General features: G+C 57.9%; 23 protein-coding genes and 4 tRNA genes. 10 read left to right on the top strand and 17 right to left on the bottom strand.

Annotation, left to right across the window (positions count from 1 at the left end; all coding sequences use genetic code 11):
* Window positions 1–519 precede the first annotated feature (519 nt).
* Window positions 520–3,552 (top strand): Rne/Rng family ribonuclease, encoded by a 3,033-nt coding sequence (locus tag BQ7486_RS10515; RefSeq protein WP_074010144.1) that lies wholly within the window; start codon window positions 520–522, stop codon window positions 3,550–3,552.
* A gap of 102 nt (window positions 3,553–3,654) precedes the next feature.
* Here the strand turns inward: BQ7486_RS10515 and aroC are convergent, their stop codons facing one another.
* The 3 genes from aroC to BQ7486_RS11805 form a co-directional block, all read right to left on the bottom strand.
* A complete protein-coding gene (aroC, locus tag BQ7486_RS10510; RefSeq protein ID WP_074009962.1) occupies window positions 3,655–4,743 on the bottom strand; it encodes a chorismate synthase in 1,089 nt (362 codons plus the stop codon).
* Between the two features lie 185 nt (window positions 4,744–4,928).
* Window positions 4,929–6,212 (bottom strand): dicarboxylate/amino acid:cation symporter, encoded by a 1,284-nt coding sequence (locus tag BQ7486_RS10505; protein ID WP_074009961.1) that lies wholly within the window; start codon window positions 6,210–6,212, stop codon window positions 4,929–4,931.
* A gap of 1,443 nt (window positions 6,213–7,655) precedes the next feature.
* On the bottom strand, window positions 7,656–7,883 hold the full coding sequence (locus tag BQ7486_RS11805) for a hypothetical protein (RefSeq protein WP_162272264.1): 228 nt from the start codon (window positions 7,881–7,883) through the stop codon (window positions 7,656–7,658).
* An 88-nt stretch (window positions 7,884–7,971) separates the two neighbouring features.
* On the opposite strand from BQ7486_RS11805, the gene istA reads away from it, so the two are divergent.
* Together istA and istB are read left to right on the top strand one after the other, a co-directional pair.
* The gene (istA, locus tag BQ7486_RS10495) at window positions 7,972–9,018 is read left to right on the top strand and encodes an IS21 family transposase (RefSeq protein WP_162272263.1); all 1,047 of its coding nucleotides are present in this window, start codon (window positions 7,972–7,974) and stop codon (window positions 9,016–9,018) included.
* Entirely contained in the window at window positions 9,018–9,809 is a 792-nt protein-coding gene (gene istB / locus BQ7486_RS10490; protein WP_074008582.1) for an IS21-like element helper ATPase IstB, read from the top strand. Before istA ends, istB begins: the two co-directional genes overlap by 1 nt.
* Before the next feature lie 234 nt (window positions 9,810–10,043).
* Here istB and BQ7486_RS10485 read toward each other — a convergent pair whose 3' ends face one another.
* The gene (locus BQ7486_RS10485) at window positions 10,044–10,418 is read right to left on the bottom strand and encodes an STN domain-containing protein (RefSeq protein WP_074009958.1); all 375 of its coding nucleotides are present in this window, start codon (window positions 10,416–10,418) and stop codon (window positions 10,044–10,046) included.
* Window positions 10,419–10,612: 194 nt separating this feature from the next.
* On the opposite strand from BQ7486_RS10485, the gene BQ7486_RS10480 reads away from it, so the two are divergent.
* Together BQ7486_RS10480 and BQ7486_RS10475 are read left to right on the top strand one after the other, a co-directional pair.
* Complete coding sequence (locus tag BQ7486_RS10480; protein WP_074009957.1) at window positions 10,613–11,152, top strand: GNAT family N-acetyltransferase; 540 nt, start codon at window positions 10,613–10,615, stop codon at window positions 11,150–11,152.
* Window positions 11,149–11,412 (top strand): hypothetical protein, encoded by a 264-nt coding sequence (locus BQ7486_RS10475; RefSeq protein ID WP_022373184.1) that lies wholly within the window; start codon window positions 11,149–11,151, stop codon window positions 11,410–11,412. Before BQ7486_RS10480 ends, BQ7486_RS10475 begins: the two co-directional genes overlap by 4 nt.
* On the opposite strand, the gene BQ7486_RS10470 is transcribed toward BQ7486_RS10475, so the two are convergent.
* The 11 genes from BQ7486_RS10470 to BQ7486_RS10420 all read right to left on the bottom strand — a co-directional run bounded on the left by BQ7486_RS10470 (window position 11,403) and on the right by BQ7486_RS10420 (window position 19,123).
* Entirely contained in the window at window positions 11,403–12,050 is a 648-nt protein-coding gene (locus BQ7486_RS10470) for a GNAT family N-acetyltransferase (RefSeq protein WP_074009956.1), read from the bottom strand. The two genes, BQ7486_RS10475 and BQ7486_RS10470, sit on opposite strands and share 10 nt — an antisense overlap.
* Window positions 12,051–12,053: 3 nt before the next feature.
* Window positions 12,054–12,764 (bottom strand): PAQR family membrane homeostasis protein TrhA, encoded by a 711-nt coding sequence (trhA, locus tag BQ7486_RS10465; RefSeq protein WP_074009955.1) that lies wholly within the window; start codon window positions 12,762–12,764, stop codon window positions 12,054–12,056.
* Between the two features lie 136 nt (window positions 12,765–12,900).
* Window positions 12,901–13,974, bottom strand: a complete 1,074-nt coding sequence (gene murB, locus BQ7486_RS10460; protein WP_084765905.1) for a UDP-N-acetylmuramate dehydrogenase — start codon at window positions 13,972–13,974, stop codon at window positions 12,901–12,903.
* A gap of 28 nt (window positions 13,975–14,002) precedes the next feature.
* A complete protein-coding gene (dxs, locus tag BQ7486_RS10455) occupies window positions 14,003–15,907 on the bottom strand; it encodes a 1-deoxy-D-xylulose-5-phosphate synthase (RefSeq protein ID WP_074009954.1) in 1,905 nt (634 codons plus the stop codon).
* Window positions 15,907–16,848: a farnesyl diphosphate synthase gene (locus tag BQ7486_RS10450; protein WP_074009953.1), complete on the bottom strand. Its 942-nt coding sequence runs from the start codon at window positions 16,846–16,848 to the stop codon at window positions 15,907–15,909. Before BQ7486_RS10450 ends, dxs begins: the two co-directional genes overlap by 1 nt.
* On the bottom strand, window positions 16,841–17,092 hold the full coding sequence (locus tag BQ7486_RS10445) for an exodeoxyribonuclease VII small subunit (RefSeq protein WP_022373791.1): 252 nt from the start codon (window positions 17,090–17,092) through the stop codon (window positions 16,841–16,843). Before BQ7486_RS10445 ends, BQ7486_RS10450 begins: the two co-directional genes overlap by 8 nt.
* A 206-nt stretch (window positions 17,093–17,298) precedes the next feature.
* Window positions 17,299–17,374 (bottom strand) — tRNA-Gly (locus BQ7486_RS10440).
* Between the two features lie 57 nt (window positions 17,375–17,431).
* Window positions 17,432–17,507 (bottom strand) — tRNA-Gly (locus tag BQ7486_RS10435).
* A gap of 35 nt (window positions 17,508–17,542) precedes the next feature.
* Window positions 17,543–17,616: transfer RNA gene (locus tag BQ7486_RS10430), tRNA-Cys, on the bottom strand.
* Window positions 17,617–17,642: 26 nt separating this feature from the next.
* Window positions 17,643–17,718: transfer RNA gene (locus BQ7486_RS10425), tRNA-Gly, on the bottom strand.
* A 127-nt stretch (window positions 17,719–17,845) separates the two neighbouring features.
* Window positions 17,846–19,123: a multidrug effflux MFS transporter gene (locus tag BQ7486_RS10420; RefSeq protein ID WP_074009952.1), complete on the bottom strand. Its 1,278-nt coding sequence runs from the start codon at window positions 19,121–19,123 to the stop codon at window positions 17,846–17,848.
* 146 nt (window positions 19,124–19,269) lie between these two features.
* On the opposite strand from BQ7486_RS10420, the gene gluQRS reads away from it, so the two are divergent.
* Window positions 19,270–20,142 carry a tRNA glutamyl-Q(34) synthetase GluQRS gene (gene gluQRS, locus BQ7486_RS10415; protein ID WP_074010142.1) on the top strand — a complete coding sequence of 291 codons (873 nt, stop codon included), beginning with the start codon at window positions 19,270–19,272 and terminating at the stop codon, window positions 20,140–20,142.
* Here gluQRS and BQ7486_RS10410 read toward each other — a convergent pair.
* Entirely contained in the window at window positions 20,139–20,597 is a 459-nt protein-coding gene (locus BQ7486_RS10410; RefSeq protein WP_074009951.1) for a hypothetical protein, read from the bottom strand. The genes gluQRS and BQ7486_RS10410 overlap by 4 nt on opposite strands.
* A 160-nt stretch (window positions 20,598–20,757) precedes the next feature.
* On the opposite strand from BQ7486_RS10410, the gene BQ7486_RS10405 reads away from it, so the two are divergent.
* The 4 genes from BQ7486_RS10405 (at window position 20,758) to BQ7486_RS10390 (ending at window position 23,382) form a co-directional block, all read left to right on the top strand.
* Window positions 20,758–21,903 carry a lytic murein transglycosylase gene (locus tag BQ7486_RS10405; RefSeq protein WP_074009950.1) on the top strand — a complete coding sequence of 382 codons (1,146 nt, stop codon included), beginning with the start codon at window positions 20,758–20,760 and terminating at the stop codon, window positions 21,901–21,903.
* Window positions 21,904–21,930: 27 nt separating this feature from the next.
* Window positions 21,931–22,326: a hypothetical protein gene (locus BQ7486_RS10400; RefSeq protein WP_074009949.1), complete on the top strand. Its 396-nt coding sequence runs from the start codon at window positions 21,931–21,933 to the stop codon at window positions 22,324–22,326.
* A 65-nt stretch (window positions 22,327–22,391) separates the two neighbouring features.
* Window positions 22,392–22,988, top strand: a complete 597-nt coding sequence (locus tag BQ7486_RS10395) for a hypothetical protein (protein WP_143183148.1) — start codon at window positions 22,392–22,394, stop codon at window positions 22,986–22,988.
* Between the two features lie 28 nt (window positions 22,989–23,016).
* A complete protein-coding gene (locus tag BQ7486_RS10390) occupies window positions 23,017–23,382 on the top strand; it encodes a hypothetical protein (RefSeq protein ID WP_074009947.1) in 366 nt (121 codons plus the stop codon).
* 89 nt (window positions 23,383–23,471) lie between these two features.
* On the opposite strand, the gene BQ7486_RS10385 is transcribed toward BQ7486_RS10390, so the two are convergent.
* Window positions 23,472–25,301 carry a carbon starvation CstA family protein gene (locus BQ7486_RS10385; protein ID WP_204207019.1) on the bottom strand — a complete coding sequence of 610 codons (1,830 nt, stop codon included), beginning with the start codon at window positions 25,299–25,301 and terminating at the stop codon, window positions 23,472–23,474.
* Window positions 25,302–25,574 lie beyond the last annotated feature (273 nt).

Below are 25,574 nucleotides of genomic sequence, written 5' to 3'. Positions count from 1 at the left end.
TGAGTAAGAACGTGTCGGCCAAAGAGTGGATTCTTTTCGCGCTTGCTGCTCTCGGACTTCTTCCAAGGGAAGAACGCCCGGGCTTTGCGCGCACCCCGTCCGACACAGAAATGATCACCGTTTTAGCCTCTGTTCCTGTGAGGGATCGAGCTGCCGCAGCCGGGGTTTTCAGGCCCCTTGCGCGCCTTTGGCCGCAGCTGCGGATGTACTTTGACAGCGTGCTCTCCCCAAGGAGCTGCCTCGGTTTAACGAGGGGCTCGACACAGACAGACTCACTGCGGCTAATGCGTCCGGACGGAAGGCCTGCGCCTTCATCCCCTCATTTCCCTGACTGTCGTCTGCAGCCTCTCTGAAGCGAGAGCTGCCGCACGGCGTGCGTTCTTACCCGATTCAAAATTCCCCGGCAGCGTGTGAGTACCCGGTCAGACATTTATCGTCTGACGGGCTCTGAGTTGCTGCGCTTTCGTGCGCAAGGCGACAACACGCCGCCCGCGTCAGTGGCGGCCCGGGAGAATGAAATTGAAGCGCATGCTATTTAACGCAACCCACGCCGAGGAAACCCGCGTCGGGATTGTGGACGGCCAGAAGTTAATCGACATCGACATCGAAAGCGCAGGCCGCGAACAGCGTAAATCCAACATCTACAAAGGCATCATTACCCGCATCGAGCCCTCGCTTGAAGCCTGCTTCGTTGACTACGGCGAAGAACGCCACGGGTTCCTCCCCTTTAAGGAAGTTTCCCGCAGCTACTTTAAGGAAGGCGTGGATGTTCGCACGGCCACGATCCGTGAAGCCCTCACCGAAGGGCAGGAGCTCATCGTTCAGGTCGAAAAAGAAGAGCGCGGCAACAAGGGCGCGGCACTTACGACCTTTATCAGCCTTGCGGGCCGCTATCTGGTCCTGATGCCCAACAACCCGCGCGGAGGCGGTGTGAGCCGCCGCATTGAGGGCGAAGAGCGTCAGGAACTTCGTGCTGCCATGGAGCAGCTTGATCTGCCCGCAGGCATGAGCACGATCGCCCGCACGGCAGGCATCGGCCGCACTGTGGAAGAACTGCAGTGGGACCTCAATTACCTTCTGAAACTCTGGAGCGCGATTAGCGAAGCCGCCACGCCCCAGTATGAATGGGTGACCACGGAAAAAGGCCGCACGGTGACGCACTACATCACCGAAAGCGTCAAGGACGGCAAGCCCTTAAAGCGCGCCAACCCCGCCCCCTTCCTCATCGTTGAGGAAAGCAACCTCGTCATCCGCGCAATCCGCGACTACTTCCAGCCCGATATCGGCGAAATCCTCGTTGATACCGACGAAATCTACGATCAGGCGCGCCAGTTCATGGCGCACGTGATGCCCGACATGGTGGGGCGCGTGAAGCGCTACCGTGAAGAAACGCCCCTTTTCTCGCGTTTCCAGATTGAGCATCAGATCGAAACGGCTTACTCCCGTACGGTGCCCCTGCCCTCGGGCGGCGCCATCGTGATCGACCACACCGAAGCTCTCGTTGCCGTGGACGTCAACTCCGCCCGCGCCACACGCGGTTCCGACATTGAAGAAACAGCTCTGAAGACGAACCTGGAAGCGGCTGAAGAAGTCGCCCGCCAGATGCGCCTCAGAGACTTAGGCGGCCTTATCGTGATCGACTTCATCGACATGGAAGACCCCAAGAACCAGCGCGAAATCGAGCAGTGCCTGCGTGATGCGATCCGTCCGGACCGTGCCCGCGTGCAGATCGGCCGCATCAGCCGGTTCGGTCTGATGGAGCTTTCCCGCCAGAGACTGAGACCGTCTCTTTCCGAAGGCCACCACATCACCTGCCCGCGCTGCAACGGCGTGGGCGTCATCCGCGACACCGAAAGCTGCGCACTGCAGGTTCTCCGGATTCTGCAGGAGGAGGCCACGAAAGAAGGCACGGGGGCGCTGCACGCTCAGGTGCCCGTTGATGTCGCCACCTACCTCTTAAACGAAAAACGTGCAGAGGTGAGCAAGCTTGAAGCCCGCTACCGTGTGCCCGTGGTGCTCATCCCCAACACGATGCTTGAAACGCCGCACTACCACATTGAGCGCCTGAGAACCGACGACGAACGACTTGAAGATTCGGTGGCAAGCTACAACCGCGCCGAAGACCTCACGACCGTTGCCGACGACCCGTATGCCCTGAAGTCTGATGAGGACAAGCCCGCACGTCCGCGTCAGGTGCCGGTTATCAAGAACATCCTTCCCACGGATGTGGCGCCTGTGCACGAAAAGGCGCCGGAGGCGGCAAAGACCGAAGAAAAGGGGTTCTTTGCCTCCATCGTTTCCGCAATTTCCTCCATTTTCGGCGGCAAGTCCGAAGAAAAGAAGGAAGAAGAAAAGAAACCGGCTGAAAAGAAGGGGCGCCGTGACGACCGCAACCGCCGCGGCCGCACGCAGGAGCGTCGTCAGGGACGCGGGGAACGTGCTGAACGCACCGACCGCCGTCAGGACAAGGACGAACGCTCTGAAAAAAGTGACGAGGCCCGCACCATCCGCGGCCGCCGCAACGACCGCCGCCGTGACGATCAGGCCCGTCAGGCCCTGCAGAGCCGTGAGGCGCAAAAGCCCGCGGAAACCACGCAGGGTGCCGCTGACGATGCCGCCCGTGACGCCGTGACGGAAGAACGCCGCAGCCGCCGCACGCGCCGTCCGCGCCGTGAGGAACCGACGGATACCGCAGAACAGACGCCGGCCGTGGTGCCCGCAGCTGCTGCTTCTGAGCCTGCACCGGCAGCTGTTACACCCGAAACACCGGCTGCTTCTGCTGAAGCAGCCGCCGCGGAAGAAAAACCGGCCCGTACGCCGCGTCCGCGCCGCCAGAGCCGCAAGGTGCAGGCAGCTGCCGAAGACACGCCGGTTCAGGCACCGGAAGCGCTTCCTGAAACGCCTGCCGCAGAGCCCGTGGCCGATGTTGACGACATCAATGCCGCCTTCACCGAGGCGCGTCACGCTGACCGCCACGGTCCTTCGCCCGTGCTCCCCGCTGACGTCATGAATGCGCTTGACGCGGAAGTGGGTCTCAAACCCGCTGACGCCGAAGACAGTGAGACGGCCGCCACGGATGCGCCGGAAGGTGACAGTGAGCAGATGATCGAAAGCGACAGCCGCCGCCGTCGTCCCCGCCGTCGCCGCCGTCCCACCAAGACCTCCGAAGGCGTGCAGGTAATGTCGGACGCGCCCGCTACTGAAGCGCCTGCTGCCGCCGAAGCCCGGGAAACCGTCAAGACCGAAGTGCTGAACCAGGTTGAAACGCAGGCTCCCGCCGCCGAAACAAAGGCTGAGGAAGTGAGGACCGAAGCCGCTGAGGCTGCAGCACCCGCGGCAGGCGAACCCGCGCCCGCCGCGCACGACATCAGCCAAGGGCTCGAGGAAAACCTCGCCAAGGCCGGCCTTACCCAGGTCCAGACCGATGCAAGCCTTGCCGAGCCCTACTCCTACGTTGCGGTGAAGTACCCGGGCCGTCCGCGCCCCGTGGTTGAAGCCGTGGTTGAGGAGCACCTCGAGCAGGTTCACACCGATCCGAAGTACATGGCCTAAAGCCCGCTTGCGATAACGGCAAAAGCCGGCAGACTGTTTAAGCAATCTGCCGGCTTTTTCTTAACCGGAAAAAGTGATGCGGACCCGCGGCCGCAAGGCGCCTTAAGCCTTTTCGCCGTAGGTCATCCCGAAGTTTCCGACCTGTGCGCGCTGCAAAAGTGCTGCGTCCATGAGTACCAACGCAACAACTGCTTCCAGAACCGGTGCGGCTCTCAACCCCACACAAGGGTCATGACGGCCTTTTGTCACGACTTCGACTTCGTTACCGGCTTCATCAAGGCTTTTTAACGGGAGCCGCACGCTCGGCGTCGGTTTAATCGCCACGCGTGCCGTAATGGGCGCCGAAGTGGAAATGCCGCCCAAAATGCCGCCCGCATGGTTGGAGGTAAAGCCCTCACGCGTCATGCAGTCGGCGTTTGTGGTACCGGTAAGGCCCGCGGCCGCGAACCCCTCACCGATCTCCACGCCCTTAACGGCATTCACCCCCATTAGTGCCGCGGCAAGCTTTGCGTCAAGCCGGCCGTAAACGGGATTGCCGAAACCGGCAGGCACCCCCGTAGCTTCCACCATAAGTTCTGCGCCGATACTGTCTCCGGACTTACGCACGGCGTCCATCTGCGCTTCAAGCGCCTCAATCTGAGACGCGTTGGCAGCAAAAAAGGGATTGGCATCAATCAGCGACCAGTCTTCAAAAAGAACGTCGGTGGCACCGAGCTTTGTGAGTCTGGCCCGCACCGTAATGCCGAGATTATCCTTGAGCCACTTCTTGGCAACGGCACCTGCGGCAACCGTGGGCGCCGTCAGACGCGCTGAAGCCCTGCCGCCGCCTCTGGGGTCGCGGATGCCGAACTTGGCCCAGTAACCCCAGTCGGCGTGCGCCGGCCGGAACTGATGCGCAATGTCGCCGTAATCGCGGCTTCTCTGATCTTCGTTGCGGATTAAAAGGGCAATCGGCGTACCCGTGGTTTTACCTTCGTAGACACCGGAGAGAATTTCCACCGTGTCGCTTTCCTTACGCTGCGTCACGTGGCGGCTCTGTCCTGGCTTGCGCCGGTCAAGTTCCTTCTGAATGTCTTCAGCGGTAAGTTCCATGGCCGGAGGACAGCCGTCAATCACACAGCCGATTGCAGGTCCATGGCTTTCGCCGAAATTGGTCACGACAAAAAGTTCGCCGGTACTGGAAGATGACATGGCTCGGGCGTCCGAAAATAAGGAGGAATCCAGCGATTGTAGCAATCAGCCGGCTTCCTGAAGCGACTGGTTATGCACCGGCGCCTTCAGAACGGCCGGCCCTTTACGGATGCCGCAAGGGCCGTAAGCCTCGTGACAGTCTGCGCCCGGCAGGCGCTCGAAGAAAGTGCTGCCGGCACACGGACTTAAACCTGCGCCTGCTCTTTTTGCGGCGCGTCACCGTAGAGGTCGTGGTTCACGAGCGTTGCGACGTTACTGTCGCTCCAGACGTTCAGAGTCGTTTCAATCGCGTCAATCACGGCGTAAAAAGGCAGAATCACGCCCATCAGGAGAATCGGCACATTCATGCTTGCCAGTAGGCTTGCCGAGAGGAAAAAGCACCCCATCGGCACGCCCGCGTTACCCACAGCCGCAATCGTTGAAATCACGATCCAGGCAGCAAGCATCCCGAAACTCACCTCGGCGCCCGCGTTTTGCATGAGGTAAACCACCGTGATGAGGATAAAGGCCGCGCAGCCGTTCATGTTGATCGTGGTGCAGATCGGCAGCACAAAGCGTGAGACTGAAGTGTGCACGCCGAGATTATTTTCGGCGCACGCCATCGTGACGGGCAGCGTCCCCGCAGAGGACTTCGAAAAGAAAGCGACCGTGAGCGCCGGGAACATACCTTTGGCGACCCGAAGGGGATTGATGCCGCGCATTAAAAGCAACAGCGGCAGCACCACAAGCATCTGAATGAAGTTGGCGGCAAGGACCGTCACAAAGTACGTGCCGAGACCGCCCAAGGCAACGCCCGAGGCCAGCTGCATCGCCAGCACCGTAAAGAACCCGAAGATCCCGATCGGCAACACCGTGATGATCCATCCCACAAGCGTAAAGAGAACCGACTGAAGCCCCGAGAAAAAGCTCATCAGCACTTCCTGCTGTCGGCTGTCCTTGGGCAATTTTGCAATCGCAATACCGACCGCAGCGGAAATCAGCAGTACCGAGAGAACATTGGCGGAAAGAAAGGGCGCGAGGAAGTTATCCGGAATCACCGACTGCACGTACTGCAGGTAACTTTGCGTCTTGACGCTGTCTAAGGCTGCCGCCTGACCGACATTGGCGTCAAGCGTGACGTTGGCGGGTGAAAAAAGCACGTACAAAACCGCCGCAAGGCCCGCAGCGAGAATCGTCGTCAGAAGCGTGTAGAAAATCGTGTGCCGGAAGATCCGTCCCGATTCGCTGGAGCGACTGATCATCGCCAGCGTCGAAATAATCGACACGGCAATGATGGGCACCGCGATGAAGCGGAAAAGCCGGATGAAAACGGTGGAAATAAAGTCGCCTGCGGCCTGCCAGAAGGCCGAGCCGTAAAGGCCGTTGACGATACCCAAAACGATTGCGATGAGATAGCAGACAGCCAGAATCAGCTGCCGGCGCTTTTGCCTGGGCGTCATCACAGGACGCTGCGGGTGGGGAGTTGTCATTTTTCTCTCTGGAATCTTCAGAAACGGCCCGAGGGCGGCCGCTTGCGGATAATGACTGCATTTTGCACCAATTTCCCGCCAATTAGTGCGATCTGAGTAAAAAACTTTCAATCAGAGAGAATCCGCCGACAAAGGCGCTTCCCGGCACCCTGCCGAAAAAGCCCCTCTTCCCTTTAAGAACAAATCGCAGGTTTACTTTTTGCGGCCCACAACGATCTAAACAACCCGCGCTTGAAAGCGCGGGGTTTCCTGACACGGTGCAGACTTTCCCGTAACAGCCAATGGTTTTGATGCCTTGTCTGCCCGGGCGTCCCCTGCACCACAGGANGCCGAACACCTGGTTAATCACTTCGCCGTGCAGGCAACGGCGGGTTTGCGCCTGGCGGCGGTACAGATCCGCAAGTTTTGCCTTTGTTGCCTTATAGGTCTTGGATTCCTTCCAGACAATCTTTTTTCCGGCGGCTTTAACGGTGCCGTCCGCGTTGTAGCACTCCCGATTCGTGTCTCTGCGGGAGCGGTCCATGGCACGTAAAAGACGCGCAATCTCCTTTTCCTGAGAGACAGTGCCCGCGCTCACCAAAATCTTCTGCTGCCACTCGGGGCTGTAAAAAGTCATGGTCCTCGGGCCCGGGTCAACAGCCACCTTGAGATCCTTGGGAGCATAAACGTGCTTGACGGGCGGTACGCCTTCGACAATGAGCTGAACAAAGTAGCGCATACGGCCGCGGATCATCCGCCAGAGAAGACGGCAGTATTTGACACGCTTAAAACCGGACGGATCTGTTGCTGAAAGAAGAGCTTCTTTCTGCCAGGCATCCGGCGCTTCAGCCTTTATCACCAGATCCAGAACCTCGAGCGTCCACGTCTTGTCCTTCCAACGCAACCCTGTTTTGTTTGATTTTCCCTCAACGCTGTGCAAGCCCCGTTTAGCACTCTTAAACCGCGGCTGACCTCCCTGATGAAGCAGCCAGCGCTCAATGCCCTGCCAGACACGTGTGGCAATTTTCTGCGCTTCGTTGATGCCGATGCGCTTTGTAAAGCCGCCCTTGGCTCGGTGCTCTTTCACGACATCATGCAGGGCATACTCGGAAAGGAGGGCGGACTTCTGAATTTCCTTAAACCGCTTGTTGCGGTCTTTGCCCTTGGGCATCGCGGCCGTCAGCTTCCATGCTTCAGTGCTTTTCATGGCGCGCACGCGTTTCTTTGCCGTTCCAAGAACAGCATTGAAGAGCTGGCGTGCATCGGAGAAGTAGGTCTCCAGTGCNTATCGATCCGGCGTTCCCTGAGACTTGTTTGTGCCTCGCAAGCGCTGATTGCTCAGCCTTCAGATCGTAGCTGTCAGTGGCGGGATCCGCAAAATACAGGTTCATGGCGGCCGCAAGGTCGCGGTCCATGTACCAGCCCGTATCTCCCAACTGATGACTTCTCTCCCAAAGAGCCTTCTTACGGTACGTTCCCGTTTCGGGATCGTGCTGACTCGGGCGCAGTTTTGCGGGGACTGACTTCCACCACACAACAGCCGGCGCTTTCAGCCTTACTTGTCATCCGGGTTATCAATCCTGCAATACCGCTTTTGCCCAAACTCTTGCCGTATCCGGCTCTCTGAAATGCTTTGTATGAGTTCTTCTCCACAATGACGGTGCCGGCCCGGCCGAACACCTGGTTAATCACTTCGCCGTGCAGGCAACGGCGGGTTTGCGCCTGGCGGTNAAACAGCTTCTACACGTGCGAGAGCCGCTGTCCACCACTGCAGAGTTTGTTGCGTGAGACTTACGGCGTTGACATCCCCCTGAGAACGCTTGAGCGGTTTTGCAAGCCGTTTCGTGAGGCTGCCCGAGCTTGCCTGCAGCAGCAGGCTATTCACGGTCGCTACGAGACTGCTCCAGCACAGCAGTTGCAGATCGACTTCGGCGAGAAGGTTGTTCGGTTGGGCGGGAAGATGACACGCCTGCACTTTTTTGTTTGCAAGCTCGGTTACTCACGCCGATTGTTTGCCAATGCCTATCCGTCTGAGACCCAGACTGCCTGGCTGGACGGGCTTGAGTCGGCCTTCCGCTACTTCGGCGGTCTGCCTTACTGCATCGTGTGCGACAACGCTTCCAGTCTGGTTCGCGACCACTATGCCAAGACGGCGGTCGAACGCTTTACCGAGCGCTTCTACCAGTTCTGCACCTACTACGGTCTCAAGCCGATTGCGACCGCCGTGTGTAAGCCTCGCAGCAAGGGAAAAGTGGAATCGGGGGTGAAGTATCTCAAAGGCAATCTGGCCGGCGTCAACAAACCCACCATCGAGGATTGGAACCTGTGGCTTGAGGCTTGGTGCCGATCTTCCGACGAGCGCAAGCTCTCGACGGTGTTTGACGGTCCTCGGACTCCTGCCCAGAGGTGGCAAATCGAGCTCCCCAAAATGCGTGCGCTCAGTAAGCCGCCGATGATCCACACCTACGTGGAGACTCGCAAGGTCGGCAACAACGACGGTCTTATCCGTGTTGACAACAAGTACTACCGAGTCCCCCAACATCTTGTCGGAATGAAGGTGCAGATTCAGATCGACGAGTCAACGATTTCTGTGTTGCAAGGGGGTGTTATGGTAGCCACACTCGATAAGACCGCCGATGTATTTAACCCTCAAGCTCAAAATCTGTCAAACGGTGAGATCGAGAAGGAGGCCTACGACAAGAGTCGGGACAAGCTTGCCGAGGATCCTCAGTGGCAAGCTTACAGTGAGCACCGCAGCGCGCTCAGCGCCGATACGCGTGCCTATGACGACAGCATCGGCTGGGCCGAGCCCAAGGAGCAAGAGTGATGAGCCGTGAATCTGATGAGAGGCTCTGCTCTCTGGCCGATCGTTTGCGTCTACCCTATCTGCGCGACCACATGACCGAAGTTCTCGAGAATATTGCGCAGGCCAAAATGACGCCCCGTCAGGCTATCGAGTACGCCTTCGGCAAGGAAGTGCAACAGCGTGAATGCAATCGCTTCAAGCAGTTGCTGCAGTCGGCGCATCTGCCGACGATCAAGAAGCTGGAAGATTTCGATCTGACGGCGCAGCCGTCTATCAACCCCGGGACTATCCGTGAACTGGCCAGCTTGGAGTGGATTGACGCCGGCGAGAATGTCGCCTTCTTCGGCGTTCCTGGTGTGGGTAAGACGCATCTGGCGATCGGGCTTGGCTACAAGGCCATTGAGAGCGGTCGGTCCGTGCGTTTTTACACGGCGGCCAATTTGCTCGCCACGCTTGAGAAGGCGTCAAGAGAAGATACGTTGGAAGCGAAGCTGCGGGAAATCAACAAGCCCCAGGTGATCATCATCGATGAGATTGGCTACCTGCCGTTCTCGCCGTCGGCAGCACATCTTCTGTTTCAGTTGATCAACCGCCGTTACGAGAAGAAGAGCGTGGTCATCACGAGTAATCGACCGCCCTCGGAATGGAGGCTCATCTTTGCCGACGAAGCGGTGGCCGCGACGATCCTCGATCATCTTCTGCACCACAGCACAGCGTTAACCATCACGGGAAGCAGCTATCGATTGAGGGAGCATCGCCGTCAGGCCCTGAACAAGGGGCTTTTAACCAAGGACAATCGTCCCGAGTCGTAACAATAACGTTACGCTGTAACGTTACAGCAATTTTTGAAGAGATTAAAAATGATGAAAGATCAAAGTGTTAGTGATTCTGTACGTGAAATTTTAGAGAGCGTGCNCTCGATGACAAAGGACGGTGTGCGCGATTTCATAGCGGCTGAATATACCTTAAGCGAAAACTATGTGCATGGTTTGGCTGCGTTTGGGCCAAGATTAAAAAATTTCGAAAGCCCGCATTCCTCCCGGGGCTCAAGCCCCGGGCTTCCTGCGGGAAATTCTGTGATCGTTTGTGGCCTCCTTGATTTCAAAGGCTGTGCCCTTCAGAGCCTGCGCGACCGCGTCACGGATACTCATGCGGCCTTCAACCGGGGAAATCTTCTGGGCATAGACCTCACGGTCTTCAATGGAAATAAAGCAGCCCGAGGCGTGAGCCAGTGCCTGTGCGGTTTCGTCAAACCGCCAGTCCTTAAAACTGTAAGGATGATCCGCCACGATTATGAGACACCCGCGGCCGTTGTCTGCAACGACCTCTGATTCCTCTGCCGTCTGCGTCTGTGTGCTGCAACCGGCAGTTACGGCGAGAGCCGACACGGCAGCCGCCAATGCCCAAAGTTTTTTCTGCATGACCTACTCCTATGACAATGCACGGTCATTTTGCCCGGGTCGAAACCAACGGCAGCTTCGGCAGCAAAGACTGCACACAAAGAGCCTCAGTCCGTTAACCGAAAGGCCGGAAAAGCAACATTTCGAAAGCGAAAAAACGGGCACTGCGCTACATTACGGCCTTCAGTTATCTTCGAGCATTTCGGGAGGCACCTGTGAGCAGGGCTTTTACCATCCGCACGGCCACGGAAGCCGATGTGGAACAGATCACGGCTATTTACGGTTATCACGTGCTGCACGGCACGGGAAGCTTTGAACTTGAAGCCCCGACCGTTGAGGAAATGAAGCGGCGCTTTCACCACATTGCCGAGCGGCACTCCCCTTACATCGTGGCGGTGCGCGAGGATAAGCCTTCCGTCGTTCTGGGCTACGCCTATGCGGGACCTTTCCGTGAAAGAAAGGCCTATGACACCACGGTCGAGGATTCCATCTATGTGGCACAGGCCGCACGGGACCTCGGAGTCGGATCCGCGCTTCTCGCTGAACTCATCAACCGCTGCCGCGACCTCGGATACAAACAGATGGTCAGCGTCATCGGTGACAGCGAAAACAAGCCTTCGATCGGGCTTCACACCAAGCTCGGCTTTTCCATGATCGGCACGATGCATAACTGCGGCATTAAGTTCGGCCGGCCCCTTGATTGCGTCTTTATGGAACTTACGCTTAATCCGTTTGAAAAGGATGCCGCCAAATGACGCAGAACGGAAAAATTGATACCGAATGGCTGCTTCTGACGTTAAACGATGCGGCCGAAGAGCTCGCGCACGCCATCAACCTCATTGAAGAGGATCCCCGCAAAGCCGAAGGCGTGATGGAGCACGAGATCACAGCGCTTTACGCCAAACTCAACTACGCCGTGAATTCCGCCCGCGTGGGTCCGCAGGCAGCCGAAATCATGGATCATGATGATCTGGTGGCCTGGCCCGCCTCAATGCCCTTTAAGTCTCAGCCGTAGCGCTTAACAAAGGCAAAAGAGACGAAGTTCGGCCCGTATTCGCTTTCGGGCCAGACTTCGGTTTCTTCCTGCACCCAGCCTTTTTTCAGATAAGGCCTGCGCTCACAGTGGTTGTCCGTAAAAAGAACCGCGCGCTTAACGCGGCGCCTCACACATTCTTCATCAAACGCCGCAAGCGCCTCGCTTGCCAGGCCCTGCCCGCGCCCCTCCGGGTGCGCAATGAGAAAAACGAGCTCAGCCTGAGCGGCAAGCCCTCTTTCCTCAAGCCGCGTCTTAAAGCGGTCGTTCATTGCGTTAAGCCGTTCGTCAAACACCAGTTCCGCGCGGCCTTCCCGGGTCTTTGAAAGCGCCTCTTCCCCGGTCTGAATGACGGAAGCCCAAGCCTGCGCCTGAGCCGTGAGGCTTGCGGGCGGCAGAGGAAAGTCTGAAAACGCGGCGCACAAAAGTACGCCCGGTTTTCCGTCTTCAGTCTCTGCGACTTTGATGAAGTCCGAGCGCATCAGAGCGCCCGCGACATAGACTTCCGCCGTGATGCGGCGCGACGGATTTTCGGGATCATTGCTGACCTCGTAACCCCAGACACTGTCAAAGGCTTCAGTAAAAACCGCGTAGTCCGAAGCCCGCCAATCCCGCATCATCGGTTACGCCGCTCCTGTATCGAGTACCCCCGGAATGACGTACAGCAGAACGGAGAAAAACTGCAGGGCCGTGCCCAAAAACACGAAGACGTGCCAGATCGCATGTCCGTAGGGGAGTTTTTCCCAGATGTAGAAAATGACGCCCACGCTGTAGGCAATGCCGCCTGCGACCAAAAGCCACAGGCCGCCTTCGGGGAGCGCCGTCACGAGCGGATCAAACGCAAGCACCACGAGCCACCCCATTGCGAGGTAAAGCACGCAGTTAATCCAGTCGCTGCGCTTTAAAAGGATCTTCTGCAGGCTCACCCCCACCACCGCAATCGTCCAGACGGCGATACAAAGGGCAATGCCCACCCAACCTTTGAGCGTAATGAGGCAAAAGGGCGTATAAGAACCGGCAATGAGCACATAGATCATCGAATGATCAAGGATCTGCAGCACCCGTTTGGCGTTGATGTTGGGAATGGCGTGATAAAGCGTTGAAGCCGTGTAAAGAAGCACCATGCTCGCGCCGAAGATACTCACGGCCGTCACGACTTTGGCCGACCCCGAGTAGTTGGCGGCAAACGCCACCAGCACACAGAGTCCGGCAATGGATAAAAGCGCCGCCACGCCGTGCGTGACCGCGTTAGCAATCTCTTCCCCGAGACTGTAGCAGGCGTCCGAGGCGGTGCGCCCCGGCTTTTTTGCTGTCTCTGCCGTCGAAACTGTCATAACAAAGAAACCTCCCGACAAAACCTGGTGGGAGACACAGTTTGTGCCTCCCGCGTTGAGAATGATTCTCACAGGTCCATGTGGGGTCGGCGTCCTCAATTTTCTAGGGACAAACCCGAGCTTTTGCAAACAGCCGTTACAGGTCCGCGGCCGGCAAAAAGACGGGTTCCGGCGTGAGTTCCACCCCGTAGCGGCGCTTAACCGCCTGACGGACCTTGCGGGCAAGTTCCAGGATGTCGGCCCCTGAGGCGCCGCCGTAATTCACAAGCACCAGGGAATGGTTTTCAGAAACACCGGCATCCCCGACGCGCTTACCCTTCATCCCGCAGGCATCAATCAAACGCCCTGCGGCGAGCTTTGCGCGACCGCCTGCCAAGGGGTAAGCCACCAGCGTCGGGTCGTCCTCCAGAAGATGCACCATCTTGACCTTGGTGACAACCGGGTTTTTAAAAAAGCTCCCCGCGTTACCGAGCTCCTTGGGATCCGGCAGTTTTTTGCGGCGCACGGACTTTACGGCTTCGGCAAGTTCGTTGGCATCCGCAGGCACCCGCTCGCCAAAGACTGCCGCCAGTTCCTTATAAGCCGTCCGCGGCTCGAAGGTTTTAGGAAGCGCCAATGTCACCGAAAGAACGATGAGATCCGGCCGCTTCGTTTTAAAGACACTCGTGCGGTAGCCGTAGTCACAATCGTCAGCCGTGAGCGTAAGGGGCTCCCCGGTTGCCGGGTCAAAGCACTCAACGTCACTCACGCGCTCAGCGATCTCAAGACCGTAGGCACCGATATTCTGCACAACGGCGCCCCCTGCAGTCCCCGGAATGAGCGCGAGGTTTTCCAGCCCCTGCATGCCCGCTTCAAGCGTCATATCCACAAACCGCGTCCAGTCGGCGCCGGCCCCCACGCGGACAAACCAGTAGCCGTCGTTTTCGTCGACGACTTCAGCGCTCCCGTCGGCACTTTGCAGCATGAGGCCCGGATAGTTGTCGGTCAGCAAAAGGTTGGAGCCGCCCCCGAGCACAAATTTCGGCACGTCCTTAAACCGCGTGTCCGCAAAAAGGGCTTTCAGGTCTTCGGCCGTCTTAAAAAAGCCGAACCAACGGGACTGCGCCTTCACGTGAAAGGTGTTTTTGTCCTGTAACGGAGCGTTTTCAATCACACCCGCGGGCCCCGTCACGGCCCCGGCGGCCGACACTGTCACTGTATCCGTCAGCATTGCTTCCTCTCTTTGCTTATCCGTTCCTTCAGAGTGCCGCAAGACGCGCCCGTACGTCGCATTCAATCGTTTCGGCATCAATACCGGCTTCCTTCATGATGTGCGCCATGTCGCCGTGATCGATAAAGCGGTCGGCGATGCCCTTAACAAGCACCGGCACCGTGCGGCCCTGTCCGCTCAGGCACTCAAGTACGGCGCTTCCTGCGCCGCCCGCGGCCACACCCTCTTCGGCTGTCACAAGAAGATCATGGATGTCCGCTGCCTTTAAAACCGCTTCGGTGTCCAAGGGCTTTACAAAACGCATGTCAATCAAGGTTGCGTCAAGCTTTTCAGCTATCGGCCGCACAACGTTTACCATCGAACCAAACGCCAGAAACGCCACGCGCTTACCTTTTTCTGCACCAGACTCACGCAGTGTGCGGCTCTTACCGATCTCTATCGTTTCAAGCCCCCCGCTCAGGGCAACGCCCGGACCCTTGCCTCTGGGGTAGCGCACCGCGGCCGGTGTTTTCATCCGGAAGGCCGTTGTGAGCATGAGCCGCGTCTCGTTTTCGTCGCTCGGCACCATCACCGTGAGGTTCGGAATCGACCGGAAGTACGCCAAGTCAAACACACCGTGGTGCGTCGGACCGTCAGCACCCACGAGGCCCCCCCGGTCCACGGCAAACATCACCGGCAGGTTCTGAATCGCCACATCGTGCACGATCTGATCGTAGGCGCGCTGCGCAAAGGTGGAATAAATCGCCACAACCGGGTGCATGCCCGCGCAGGCAAGGCCCGCGGCAAACGTCACCGCATGCTGCTCGGCAATCGCGACGTCTCTGTAGCGGTCCGGAAACTTCTTTTCAAATTCAACAAGACCGCTGCCTTCCCGCATGGCGGGGGTAATCGCGTAAAGCGTCTTGTCGGCGGCAGCCATATCGCACACCCAGCGGCTGAAGACCTGCGTATAGGTGGGATGCGCGGGGTCAGCGGGTTTCGGAAGAATCCCCACCTTCGGGTCAAAGGGCGAGACACCGTGATAAAGCGTCGGATCGGCCTCAGCCGGGGCGTAGCCGTGCCCTTTCTGCGTTTTGACGTGCAGCACCACCGGACCCGTGAGATTTCTGAGGTTTTTCAGAATATGCACGAGTTCGGCAAGGTTATGACCGTCAATGGGGCCGAAGTAATTGAGGTCAAAGGTGGAAAAGATGGAAGAAGGCGGACTTAAAAAATTCACCGTCTGCTTTTCCAGGCGCTTGGCAAGTTCCCAAAGCGACGGGCACCCTTTCAGGGCCTTTTTACTGATGCTTCTCATCTTCCAGACGGGCGCGGAACTCACGAGCTTTCCGAGGTTGCCGGAAAGAGCGCCCACCGCAGGCGAAATCGAGCAGTTGTTGTCGTTCAAAATAATCAGAAGCTTCACGCCGTCCTTATAGACCCCGGCGTGATTTAACGCTTCCACGGCCATGCCGCCCGTCAACGCTCCGTCACCGATCACGGCAATGTGCCAGCGGTCCGTTTTTCCGGCAAGGCTGTCAGCCACGGCCATACCGAGTGCGGCTGAAATCGAGGTGGAGGAATGCGCGGTGCCGAAACTGTCGTACGGGCTTTCGCTTCGCTTGGGAAAGCCCGAAATGCCGCCCCAGTGACGCAAACCCGCCATTGCCTCACGGCGCCCGGTGAGAATCTTGTGTGCGTAGGCCTGATGCCCCACGTCCCAGACGACGGCGTCTTCCGGCGTATTAAAGACATAATGAATCGCCACCGCGAGTTCCACGGCACCCAGGGAACTGGAGAGATGCCCCCCGGTTTTGGAGACGCTTTCGATCATGAACTCGCGGATTTCATGCGCAAGAATCGGCAGCGACTCCTCCGGAAGGGTTCTCAGATCCTCCGGATAATTCACGCTTTCCAGAAGCTTAAAACGGGTCTCAGGCGTTTTATCCGTCATCAGAACGTCCTTCCGACGATGTAGTCGGCGGTCTCTGCCAGGCGCCTTGTAAGCCGCGGCGGAATAAGCCCCTCTTCGTCGGTTTCAATACCGCGAAGCGCATCAAGCGCATCATTACGGCAGGACTTTGCCAGGGCCGTTGCTTCTTCAAGCCCCAGAAGCGTCACATAGGTGGGCTTATTGTCCGCCGCATCCTTGCCGGCGGTTTTCCCAAGCGTTGCGGTGTCGGCCGTGACGTCCAGAATGTCGTCAATCACCTGGAACGCCAGCCCCAGGGACTTACTGTAGGTTTTAAGCGCCGGCAGTGCGGCCGCGATCCTCTCAGCCGTCCCGCAGTGCGCGCCGATCACGACGCTCCCGGCAATAAGGGCCCCGGTCTTCATCTCGTGCATTCTCTGCAGCGTCTCAGCCGATACCCTCTTTCCGACGCTCTCGAGGTCAATCATCTGCCCGCCGCACATCCCGACGGCGCCGCTTGCCCTCGCAAGTTCGGCCATCACCGCAACGCGCGAAGCGTCCGAAACAGGAAGCGACGCCAAAAGCGAAAACGCAAAAGGCTGCAGCGCGTCACCGGCGAGCATCGCCTGCGCCTCACCAAACTTCACGTGGCAGGTGGGTTTGCCGCGCCGAAGGGTATCGTTATCCATGGCCGGCAGATCATCGTGCACGAGCGAATACGCGTGCACCGACTCAACCGCAAGAGCCGCGGCGTCAAGGGCCGCGCAAGAGGCCTGCGTGAGGTGCCCTGCGGCGTAGACAAGAAGCGCACGCACGCGTTTACCACCGCCCAAGACCGCGTAGCGCATGGCCTCCCAAAGTTTTAAGAGCGCGGGATCGGTCACACGCGCCGTGACGCCCTTAAAGACGCCCTCGGCATACGTTTCAAAATGCGCACGGCGGGCATCGGCCCAGGCTTCAAAAGTAAGATCATCATCACGCATCGCGGCTTACCCCCAGCGCCTCGGGACTTACTTCCCGCAGGGTTTCATCGTTTTGCAGCACCTGAATTTTGGCCTGAGCGGCGTCAAGCCTGCGGCGGCAGAGTTTGGAAAGTTCAACGCCCCGGGTATAAGCCTCAAGGCTTTCTTCAAGCGTAAGGCCCCCGGCTTCCATTTTCTGCACAATCGCTTCAAGTTCGCTCATGGCGGCTTCAAACGAGATATTGTCTTTTGCTGTTTTGGTCATGACGTTGTTTAAGCCCAAAGCGCAGAGGGTTTACCCAAGCACGCGCCAGGAGGCTGATGACATGAATGATCATGCTTCGATTTTAGCGCAGCAAGCCCGCGAAAACCTTAGGCAGACGGCCTGTTTTCAGGCGTTTTGCAAAAGTTGCGGACAGCAAAATTCCACCGCACGGACGGTGTCATCGAAAGTATTGGGAGGAAAGAAACTGGAGCGGGAGACGAGTCTCGAACTCGCGACCTCAACCTTGGCAAGGTTGCGCTCTACCAACTGAGCTACTCCCGCATCATCTGATGCGCCGGGTTCCTTCAGAAGAACCCATCCGGACTGACCGTAAATTTGTGGAGCGGGAGACGAGTCTCGAACTCGCGACCTCAACCTTGGCAAGGTTGCGCTCTACCAACTGAGCTACTCCCGCACAAAATCACGTTTTTCTTCACCGCAAAAAGCTGCTGGAGGCGCGAAGCGGAATCGAACCGCTGTGAACGGATTTGCAATCCGGTGCATAACCACTTTGCTATCGCGCCGCCGTTCTTTTCCAAAACACGCGCTTTGGAGCGGGAGACGAGTCTCGAACTCGCGACCTCAACCTTGGCAAGGTTGCGCTCTACCAACTGAGCTACTCCCGCGGCGAAGAATGCGCATTTTACACAGACCCCGTACGCTGTCAAGTCCGAAAATTAAAGCGGACACCGCAAGGAGCGCCCGCCCGTTGAAACTTCGGCAAAAATTGCCGTCCGCTTTTCTCTTTTGGTCTCAGCCGATTTCGTCGCTTCGCTCTTTTAAAGCCGCGCGGTGCTTTGACCGCAGATAAAGCTGAGTGCTTGCGGCCCAGAAAAGCATCGTGAGAAGCGAAAACACGATGATCGCAGCCGAATATTTTGCACCGTCACCGTAAAGTAACGGCACGATAAAGGCCGAGCAAAGCGCAAAAAAGAGTGTCTGCAGGAAATTCAAAACGGAACTTGCCATTCCGCGCGAATGCGGATAAAAGTCCATCAGCAGAAGCGACATCGCCGGGCGCATCATGCCGATGCCGGTTGTGTAAACCGCAAGCGGCAGCACCGCCCAGGGCATCTCGGGTTGATCCACGAAAACAATCTCAAAAAGCGCCGTGAGCGCCCCGAGCGCCATGATGGCAAAGGCCACGCGGATCGTCATGGGCGTGCCGATTTTCTGCGCCGTGCGCGCGGAAATCCAGCTCCCGATGACCGTTCCCGCAATCATCGGCAAAAACATGTGCCAGAACTCATCAGGCTTCATGCCCATGACGTTGACGCACCAGTCGGCGGCACCCGCAATAAAAACGCCCTGTCCGAGAAACGCAAGACCCAGTGCGCTGCAGCCCGTCATGAAGGCGGGGTTGGCGGCGGCCTTGGCGTAATTCACGGCCAAAAGCTTAAAGTTCACCGGCGTACGGGCGCTTTTGGGAAGGCTCTCGGGCAGAAAGAAAACACAGGCAAGGCACAAAAACGCACTGATGACGGCGAGCGTATAGAAGTGACTCTGCCAGCCGAAGTGCGTTGCGGCGTAACCCCCGATCACGGGCGCCAAAGCTGGTCCGAAACCGAAAACCATCGCCACGTAGGCCATCAGTTTCTGTGCCTGCGGTCCGCCGAAAAGATCGCGGATCACGGCCATGCCGATCACCATGCCGCAGCCCGCAAAAAGGCCTTGCACGAAACGGAAAAACGTGACTTCGGCCAAAGTCGTTGAAAAAGCGGCGCCGACACTGGCGAGCATAAAAAAGAAAAAGCCCGCAACCATCGTTGTTTTGCGGCCGAGAATGTCGCTGATGGTCCCGTAAAAAAGCGTCATCGCGGCAAAGCCGATGAGGTAGGCCGACAGCGTCTGCTGCACGGCTTGCATCGGCACGCCAAAGACCTGCGTCATCTCGTGAAAGCTCGGCAGGTACATGTCGGTCGCAAAAGGCCCGATCATGGAACAGGCCGCCAAAAGCCAGGTGAGGATAAAGGTATTGACCTTGGGCTTAACGCAATCTGTGCCGCCCGGGTGTTTCTTAGCTTCAGTCATGAATTAAATTCCGGCAAATATGCCGGCATTCTAAGGCCCGTGCGGTCTGACTCAAGACAATCGGATGACCTCCATACAGGTGTTTGCCCGAAGAAAAACGCGCCCGGCGGGCGCCTTCTCCTCTGATGCGTGCCAAAATGCCGGTCATGTCTGAGACAACACCCGTTTACCGGGGACGCTTTGCCCCCTCGCCCACCGGCCCCCTGCACCTGGGGAGCCTTTTTTGTGCCGCCGCGACCTGGCTTGATGCCCGTTCGCACGGCGGCGTCTGGCTTGTGCGCATCGAGGACATTGATCCCCCGCGGGATATGCCCGGAGCCGACCGGCTGATTCTTGACACACTCGCTGCGTTCGGCATGACCTCTGACGAGCCCGTGGTATGGCAGTCAAAACGCTGCGACCTGTATGAGGCGGCACTTGCGCGGCTTTATGCTCTTCACCGTGCCTACGGGTGCGCGTGCACCAACACCGATATCGCTCACGCCTGCAGACTGCTTCATCTTCCAAAAGGCGTGTACCCCGGCACCTGCCGACGAGGCACTCACGGCAGACCCGTGCGGTCCGTTCGTTTTCTCACCGAAGACCGGGAAGTAGCCTTCACCGACCGCCTCTGCGGGCCCGTTAAGCAAAATGTTGAAAAAGAAGTAGGCGACTTCATCATCCGCCGCGCCGACCACCTCTGGGCCTATCAGCTCTGCGTGGTTGTTGATGACGCGGATCAGGGGATCTCCGACGTTGTGAGAGGCAGCGACCTGTTAGCGAGCACTGCGCGGCAGATTGAGCTGCAGCAGGCGCTCGGATACCGCACGCCCCGCTATCTTCATACGCCCCTTATTCTCGGGCCCGACGGCGAAAAACTCTCCAAACAGCGAAAAGCCCCGGCAGTCACTGCCGAGGCTCCGCTCGCAACACTCACGGCCTTGTGGCCGCACTTCGGACTGCCCGCATTTAAAGCCGATACGCTTACGGGCTTTTGGAAAACTGCCGTTGAAATCTGGCGGGATAATATCCCGGCTTAGTTTGCGCTCCAAGGCTGCGGTTCCGGAAACATCCGGTCAACGAGCACGCGGATCGTGAGGTTGTAGTCGTCTTCCGGCAGGTTAAGACTTGCGTCACCGGCGCTGAAGCCTGAAACCGAAGCGCTGTAAGCGGGCCGCGCCTCACCCTTATTTCTGAGCTCAAGCCGCGCGGACTCAAGCCGAGCGCCGGACCAGCCGCCCATCACCGCGGTAAAACGCAGGTACTTGGTACAGCGGGCATCTTCCCCGTCAGTTTCAAGTGACTTAAAGCCCTTTTCCCTCAGTGCCTGTCTTAAGGTGAGCTTTAACACTTCACTGGTTTCTTCCGGCGAAGCAACGCACACCGTCTCCTGCCCGCCGGAGGCGTAGCGCCAACTGTAGGGGTTGTGGGTCGTTGTCTGGCAGCCGGCGAGAACCGCCGCAAGCACACTCAAAAGAAAAGCACGGTGAATCATGTGGGTCAACACATATCAAAACAACTGATTCTTCAATCCTATCAGGTTGAGCCCCGTTTTTGTATAGCCCGGAAGTGCCTTTCTTACCGGTATTTCAGCCGTTTTTGGCGTATTGCGGTTAAGATTGTCCGCACCACACACACTTGGCGCGCTTTTAACGATGTCCGATCCCCTTCACACCTGCCCCGGGCCCGATGCCCTGCGCCGCCGGCTTTTGGCCGCCGCGGTGTGCGCGTGTGTGCCTGCGGCTTTTGCGCAGACAAAGGGGTTCGTTAATTACGCCACGCGCGCAGACGTTCGCTTTTGGGCGGCCGGCATCTCCGAATCGCGCGGCATTCCCTTTGCGTGGATTACCAATGCGCTCTCGCGCGCTCGCTACAGCGCGGTGAGCGAACGCATCATGAGCCGCCCCAGGCTCACCGCAGGGGCAACCCCCAAAAACTGGCCCGCGCACCGCAAAAACTTTGTGAACAGTCAGCGCATCACGCTGGGCCTGAACTTCATGAAAGCCAACGCCGCAAGCCTGGCTTCTGCCTTTGAACGCTGGCAGGTTCCGCCTGAAATCATCACCGCCGTGATCGGTGTAGAAACGATTTACGGCAAGAGCACCGGAAACGTCAAAACGCTTGACGCGCTTGCCACGCTTTCCTTTGACTACACGCGGCGCGCGGCCTTTTTCCAGAATGAACTCGCGAGCTTTCTTGCGATCTGTCACAAAAACAAGACGGATCCGACAACGGTGACAGGGAGTTTTGCGGGGGCCCTGGGCATCTGCCAGTTCATGCCGAGCAACATTGAAAAGCTCGGCATTGACATGGACGGCGACGGCAAGGTCGACCTGACCGCAAGTACCGCGGACGCCGTTGCTTCAGCGGCCAACTACCTTAAAAGCGTGGGATGGGACAACCGGCTGCCCGTGACCTGGCCCTGCCGGGTCTCAGAAGCCGCCGCCCGGGAACTCGATACCGGTGAGGCACGTCTGACGACAACCCTGCAAAACGCTCTGGACGCAGGGGTTGAACCGCAGGGGTATGTGCCGTTTCCTCCTGCCACACCCGTTCTTTTGGTGAGCCTTCCCACGCCCTCCAAAGAGGATCCAAAAGCCAAAGTCTACCTTTTGGGAAGCGTCAACTTTGCTGCGCTTCTCGACTACAACCGCTCTTTTTTCTACGCGCAGAGCGTTACCGAATTAGCCGCTGCGCTCACAGAATTTCCCGCAGGAAGCCCGGGGCTTGAGCCCCGGGAGGAATGCGGGCTTTCGAAATTTTTTAATCTTGGCCCAAACGCAGCCAAACCATGCACATAGTTTTCGCTTAAGGTATATTCAGCCGCTATGAAATCGCGCACACCGTCCTTTGTCATCGAGCTGGGCCTGAAAACCGGAGAGGATCAGGAAAGTACGCTGGAGACCTACTTCTCCGATGCACGCCAGCTCTTCAATGCTGTTCTCGGAACGGCAAAGAAACGCGTGCGCGCCATGAAAAGCACTGAAGCATGGAAGCTGACGGCCGCGATGCCCAAGGGCAAAGACCGTAACAACCGGTTTAAGGAAATTCAGAAGTCCGCCCTCCTTTCCGAGTATGCCCTGCATGATGTCGTGAAAGAGCACCGTGCCAAGGGCGGCTTTACAAAGCGCATCGGCATCAACGAAGCGCAGAAAATTGCCACACGTGTCTGGCAGGGCATTGAGCGCCGGATGTCTGGCAGAAAGAAGCTCTTCTTTCAGTAACAGATCCGTCCGGTTTTAAGCGTGTCAAATACTGCCGTCTTGTCCGGCGGATGATCCGCGGCCGTATGCGCTACTTTGTTCAGCTCATTGTCGAAGGCGTACCGCCCGTCAAGCACGTTTATGCTCCCAAGGATCTCAAGGTGGCTGTTGACCCGGGCCCGAGGACCATGACTTTTTACAGCCCCGAGTGGCAGCAAAAGATTTTGGTGAGCGCGGGCACTGTCTCTCAGGAAAAGGAGATTGCGCGTCTTTTACGTGCCATGGACCGCTCCCGCAGAGACACGAATCGGGAGTGCTACAACGCGGACGGCACCGTTAAAGCCGCCGGAAAAAAGATTGTCTGGAAGGAATCCAAGACCTATAAGGCAACAAAGGCAAAACTTGCGGATCTGTACCGCCGCCAGGCGCAAACCCGCCGTTGCCTGCACGGCGAAGTGATTAACCAGGTGTTCGGCAGGGCCGGCACCGTCATTGTGGAGAAGAACTCATACAAAGCATTTCAGAGAGCCGGATACGGCAAGAGTTTGGGCAAAAGCGGTATTGCAGGATTGATAACCCGGATGACAAGTAAGGCTGAAAGCGCCGGCTGTTGTGTGGTGAAAGTCAGTCCCCGCAAAACTGCGCCCGAGTCAGCACGATCCCGAAACGGGAACGTACCGTAAGAAGGCTCTTTGGGAGAGAAGTCATCAGTTGGGAGATACGGGCTGGTACATGGACCGCGACCTTGCGGCCGCCATGAACCTGTATTTTGCGGATCCCGCCACTGACAGCTACGATCTGAAGGCTGAGCAATCAGCGCTTGCGAGGCTCAAACAAGTCTCAGGGAACGCCGGATCGATAGTGCAGTACAAACCAGCGAATCGGCAAGACGAAGCAGTCCTTCGCCGGAACCGACGGATCGAGCTGATGAAGCCCGTACCCGTAGAGCGGTTGCGTTTTAAATATTCCTGTGGTGCAGGGGACGCCCGGGCAGACAAGGCCTCAAAAACCTTGCCTGTTACGGGAAAGCCTGCACCGTGTCAGGAAACCCCGCGCTTTCAAGCGCGGGTTGTTTAGGGCGGCAAAAACGACGGCAGGTTAAGAAAACCAAAGCCCGGCAAGGAGCTTAATCCCGCCGGGCTTTCGGTGTCACTCACAAAAGACGACTACTCTTCCACAATCTGCTTCACATCCACGCCGTAAGCGTCCTTGATGTGGCTGTCCATCTTCAGAAGCACGGACCAGCGGCGCAGCGTCCCCACGATCACCACGGCCATCAGAACCATCACAAGGCACGAGAGGAACGCAAGGAGATACTTCTCGGCGGGCAGGTACTGATAGACGACAAGCCACACGCCGGCCCACATCGTGATGATGGTCATCAGCACACCGGGAATGCCGGTCATCCAGGCGTAGCGCGTTTTATTGAGACGCAGCAGCACCGTGGTGCCGATCAGCAGTGTCACGGAAGCGAGCAACTGGTTGCAGATACCGAAAAGCGGCCAGATGGTGGAGATATCGCCCGAGTAAACGAGGTAACCCCAGAGGCCCGTAAAGATGGCAGACGTTATCGCAATCCCCGGCACCCACTCATGATCGGCAAACTTCGGAATGACCTTACCCACCATTTCCTGCAGGAAGAAGCGCCCCACGCGGGTACCGGCATCCACGGCCGAGAGAATAAAGACCGCTTCAAACATGATGGCGAAGTGATACCAGTAGGCCATCAGATCTTCCATCCAGGGGATACGGCTGAAGATATAGGCCATACCGACGGCAAGACTCACGGAGCCGCCCGGACGGGCCGCGAGGTTTTCCTGCACTTCAGCTTCAAGCATCGGCAGGTTCTGCACGGTCATGCCGAGTTCGGCAAACTTGTCCGCGGCTGAATTAATCGCAAAGTAGTCGGCAGGCACCAGAACGCAGGCCGCAATCAAAGCCATCACGGCGACAAAACCCTCGGTGAGCATCGCGCCGTAACCCACGAAAAGCACGTCCTTTTCGTTGGCAATCATCTTGGGCGTTGTGCCCGTGCCGATCGTTGCGTGAAAGCCCGAAAGGGCACCGCAGGCAATCGTAATGAAGATAAAGGGAATCACCGGGCCGCCCACGATCGGGCCGCCGCCGTTAACGAATTCCGTAAGAGGCGGCATCTGGAAGTCAGGCATCACAAAGATGATGCCTGCGGCAAGCGCCACAATCGTACCGACCTTAAGAAACGTCGACAGATAGTCGCGCGGCAGAAGAAGCAGCCACACCGGCAGCACTGAAGCGATAAAGCCGTAGACGGGAATCGCAAGCGACATCGTCTTTTTGTCGAGGTTAAGCCACCCGAAATATTCCGGATGCGAGGCAACCCAGGGGCCTGAAAGGATGCACAGGAAAAGAAGCACAACGCCCAGAAGGCTTGCGCCGAGCACATCGTTTTTACGCCAGATATGCATGTAAAGGCCCATGATGACGGCAATCGGAATCGTAGCCGCCACCGTGTAGGTGGACCAGAGCGAATCATGCATGGCGTTGACGCAGGCAATCGAAAGCCCCGCAAGCGTGAGAATCAGAATGGCAATCACGGCCCAGCTTGTCACAACACCGGTTTTCGGATCGACTTCCTTCATCGCGATGTACGCGAGCGACCGTCCGCCGTGACGCACCGAGCAGAAAAGCACGACCATGTCGTGCACGCCGCCTGCAAGCACGCAGCCGATCAGAATCCAGAGAAGCCCGGGCAGGTACCCGAACTGCGCGGCAAGCACCGGTCCGAGCAGGGGACCGGCCGCTGCAATCGCGGCAAAGTGGTGACCGAACAGAACGAATTTGTCGGTTTTGACGTAGTCGCGGTCATCGGCATACTTCACAGCCGGTGTTTCGCGGTTGGGGTTGAGGTTGAGAACCTTTTGGGCGATGTAAAGGCCGTAGAAGCGGTAACCGATCGCAAAGACGCAGAGCGCCGCGAAAATCACCGTGACGGCATTGATGCCCTCAAGCCACTGCATGATGTATTTCCTTTCAGAGGGGGTCTTTAACGACCGCAGCCGGTACTTTCTGCGGTACCGTGGGCGCAGAAATTGCAGTGTAGTCAGGGGAAAATGAAAAACTGTTCCAAAATTAGGGAATAACCCTGAGAGATCTCCTCTTCTTGCGAAAATAAGGCTCTCCCTATGCACTCTGCCGTGTTTTTCGAACGGACAAACGAAAACCGCCGCAGGGCACTGAAACCCAACGGCGGCTTGACCGATCAGTCTGACTGCAGCGAAAAAGCCGCAGTC

Origin of the sequence: Duodenibacillus massiliensis (genome assembly GCF_900128485.1) — a bacterium.
In the GTDB taxonomy this organism is placed as follows: Bacteria; Pseudomonadota; Gammaproteobacteria; order Burkholderiales; family Burkholderiaceae_F; genus Duodenibacillus; species Duodenibacillus massiliensis.
This window is presented reverse-complemented; position numbering and strand designations above follow the sequence as displayed.

Excerpts from the sequence above, each read along its gene's own strand:
- BQ7486_RS10400 (WP_074009949.1), top strand. The coding sequence starts at position 21,931 with ATGAAATCGCGCACACCGTCCTTTGTCATCGAGCTGGGCCTGAAAACC.
- BQ7486_RS10485 (WP_074009958.1), bottom strand. The coding sequence starts at position 10,418 with ATGCAGAAAAAACTTTGGGCATTGGCGGCTGCCGTGTCGGCTCTCGCC.
- BQ7486_RS10450 (WP_074009953.1), bottom strand. The coding sequence starts at position 16,848 with ATGCGTGATGATGATCTTACTTTTGAAGCCTGGGCCGATGCCCGCCGT.
- BQ7486_RS10395 (WP_143183148.1), top strand. The coding sequence starts at position 22,392 with ATGCGCTACTTTGTTCAGCTCATTGTCGAAGGCGTACCGCCCGTCAAG.
- BQ7486_RS10445 (WP_022373791.1), bottom strand. The coding sequence starts at position 17,092 with ATGACCAAAACAGCAAAAGACAATATCTCGTTTGAAGCCGCCATGAGC.
- dxs (WP_074009954.1), bottom strand. The coding sequence starts at position 15,907 with ATGACGGATAAAACGCCTGAGACCCGTTTTAAGCTTCTGGAAAGCGTG.
- BQ7486_RS10385 (WP_204207019.1), bottom strand. The coding sequence starts at position 25,301 with ATGCAGTGGCTTGAGGGCATCAATGCCGTCACGGTGATTTTCGCGGCG.
- BQ7486_RS10505 (WP_074009961.1), bottom strand. The coding sequence starts at position 6,212 with ATGACAACTCCCCACCCGCAGCGTCCTGTGATGACGCCCAGGCAAAAG.
- BQ7486_RS10410 (WP_074009951.1), bottom strand. The coding sequence starts at position 20,597 with ATGATTCACCGTGCTTTTCTTTTGAGTGTGCTTGCGGCGGTTCTCGCC.
- istB (WP_074008582.1), top strand. The coding sequence starts at position 9,018 with ATGAGCCGTGAATCTGATGAGAGGCTCTGCTCTCTGGCCGATCGTTTG.
- aroC (WP_074009962.1), bottom strand. The coding sequence starts at position 4,743 with ATGTCATCTTCCAGTACCGGCGAACTTTTTGTCGTGACCAATTTCGGC.
- BQ7486_RS10475 (WP_022373184.1), top strand. The coding sequence starts at position 11,149 with ATGACGCAGAACGGAAAAATTGATACCGAATGGCTGCTTCTGACGTTA.
- trhA (WP_074009955.1), bottom strand. The coding sequence starts at position 12,764 with ATGACAGTTTCGACGGCAGAGACAGCAAAAAAGCCGGGGCGCACCGCC.
- BQ7486_RS10405 (WP_074009950.1), top strand. The coding sequence starts at position 20,758 with ATGTCCGATCCCCTTCACACCTGCCCCGGGCCCGATGCCCTGCGCCGC.
- BQ7486_RS10420 (WP_074009952.1), bottom strand. The coding sequence starts at position 19,123 with ATGACTGAAGCTAAGAAACACCCGGGCGGCACAGATTGCGTTAAGCCC.
- BQ7486_RS10470 (WP_074009956.1), bottom strand. The coding sequence starts at position 12,050 with ATGATGCGGGATTGGCGGGCTTCGGACTACGCGGTTTTTACTGAAGCC.
- gluQRS (WP_074010142.1), top strand. The coding sequence starts at position 19,270 with ATGTCTGAGACAACACCCGTTTACCGGGGACGCTTTGCCCCCTCGCCC.
- murB (WP_084765905.1), bottom strand. The coding sequence starts at position 13,974 with ATGCTGACGGATACAGTGACAGTGTCGGCCGCCGGGGCCGTGACGGGG.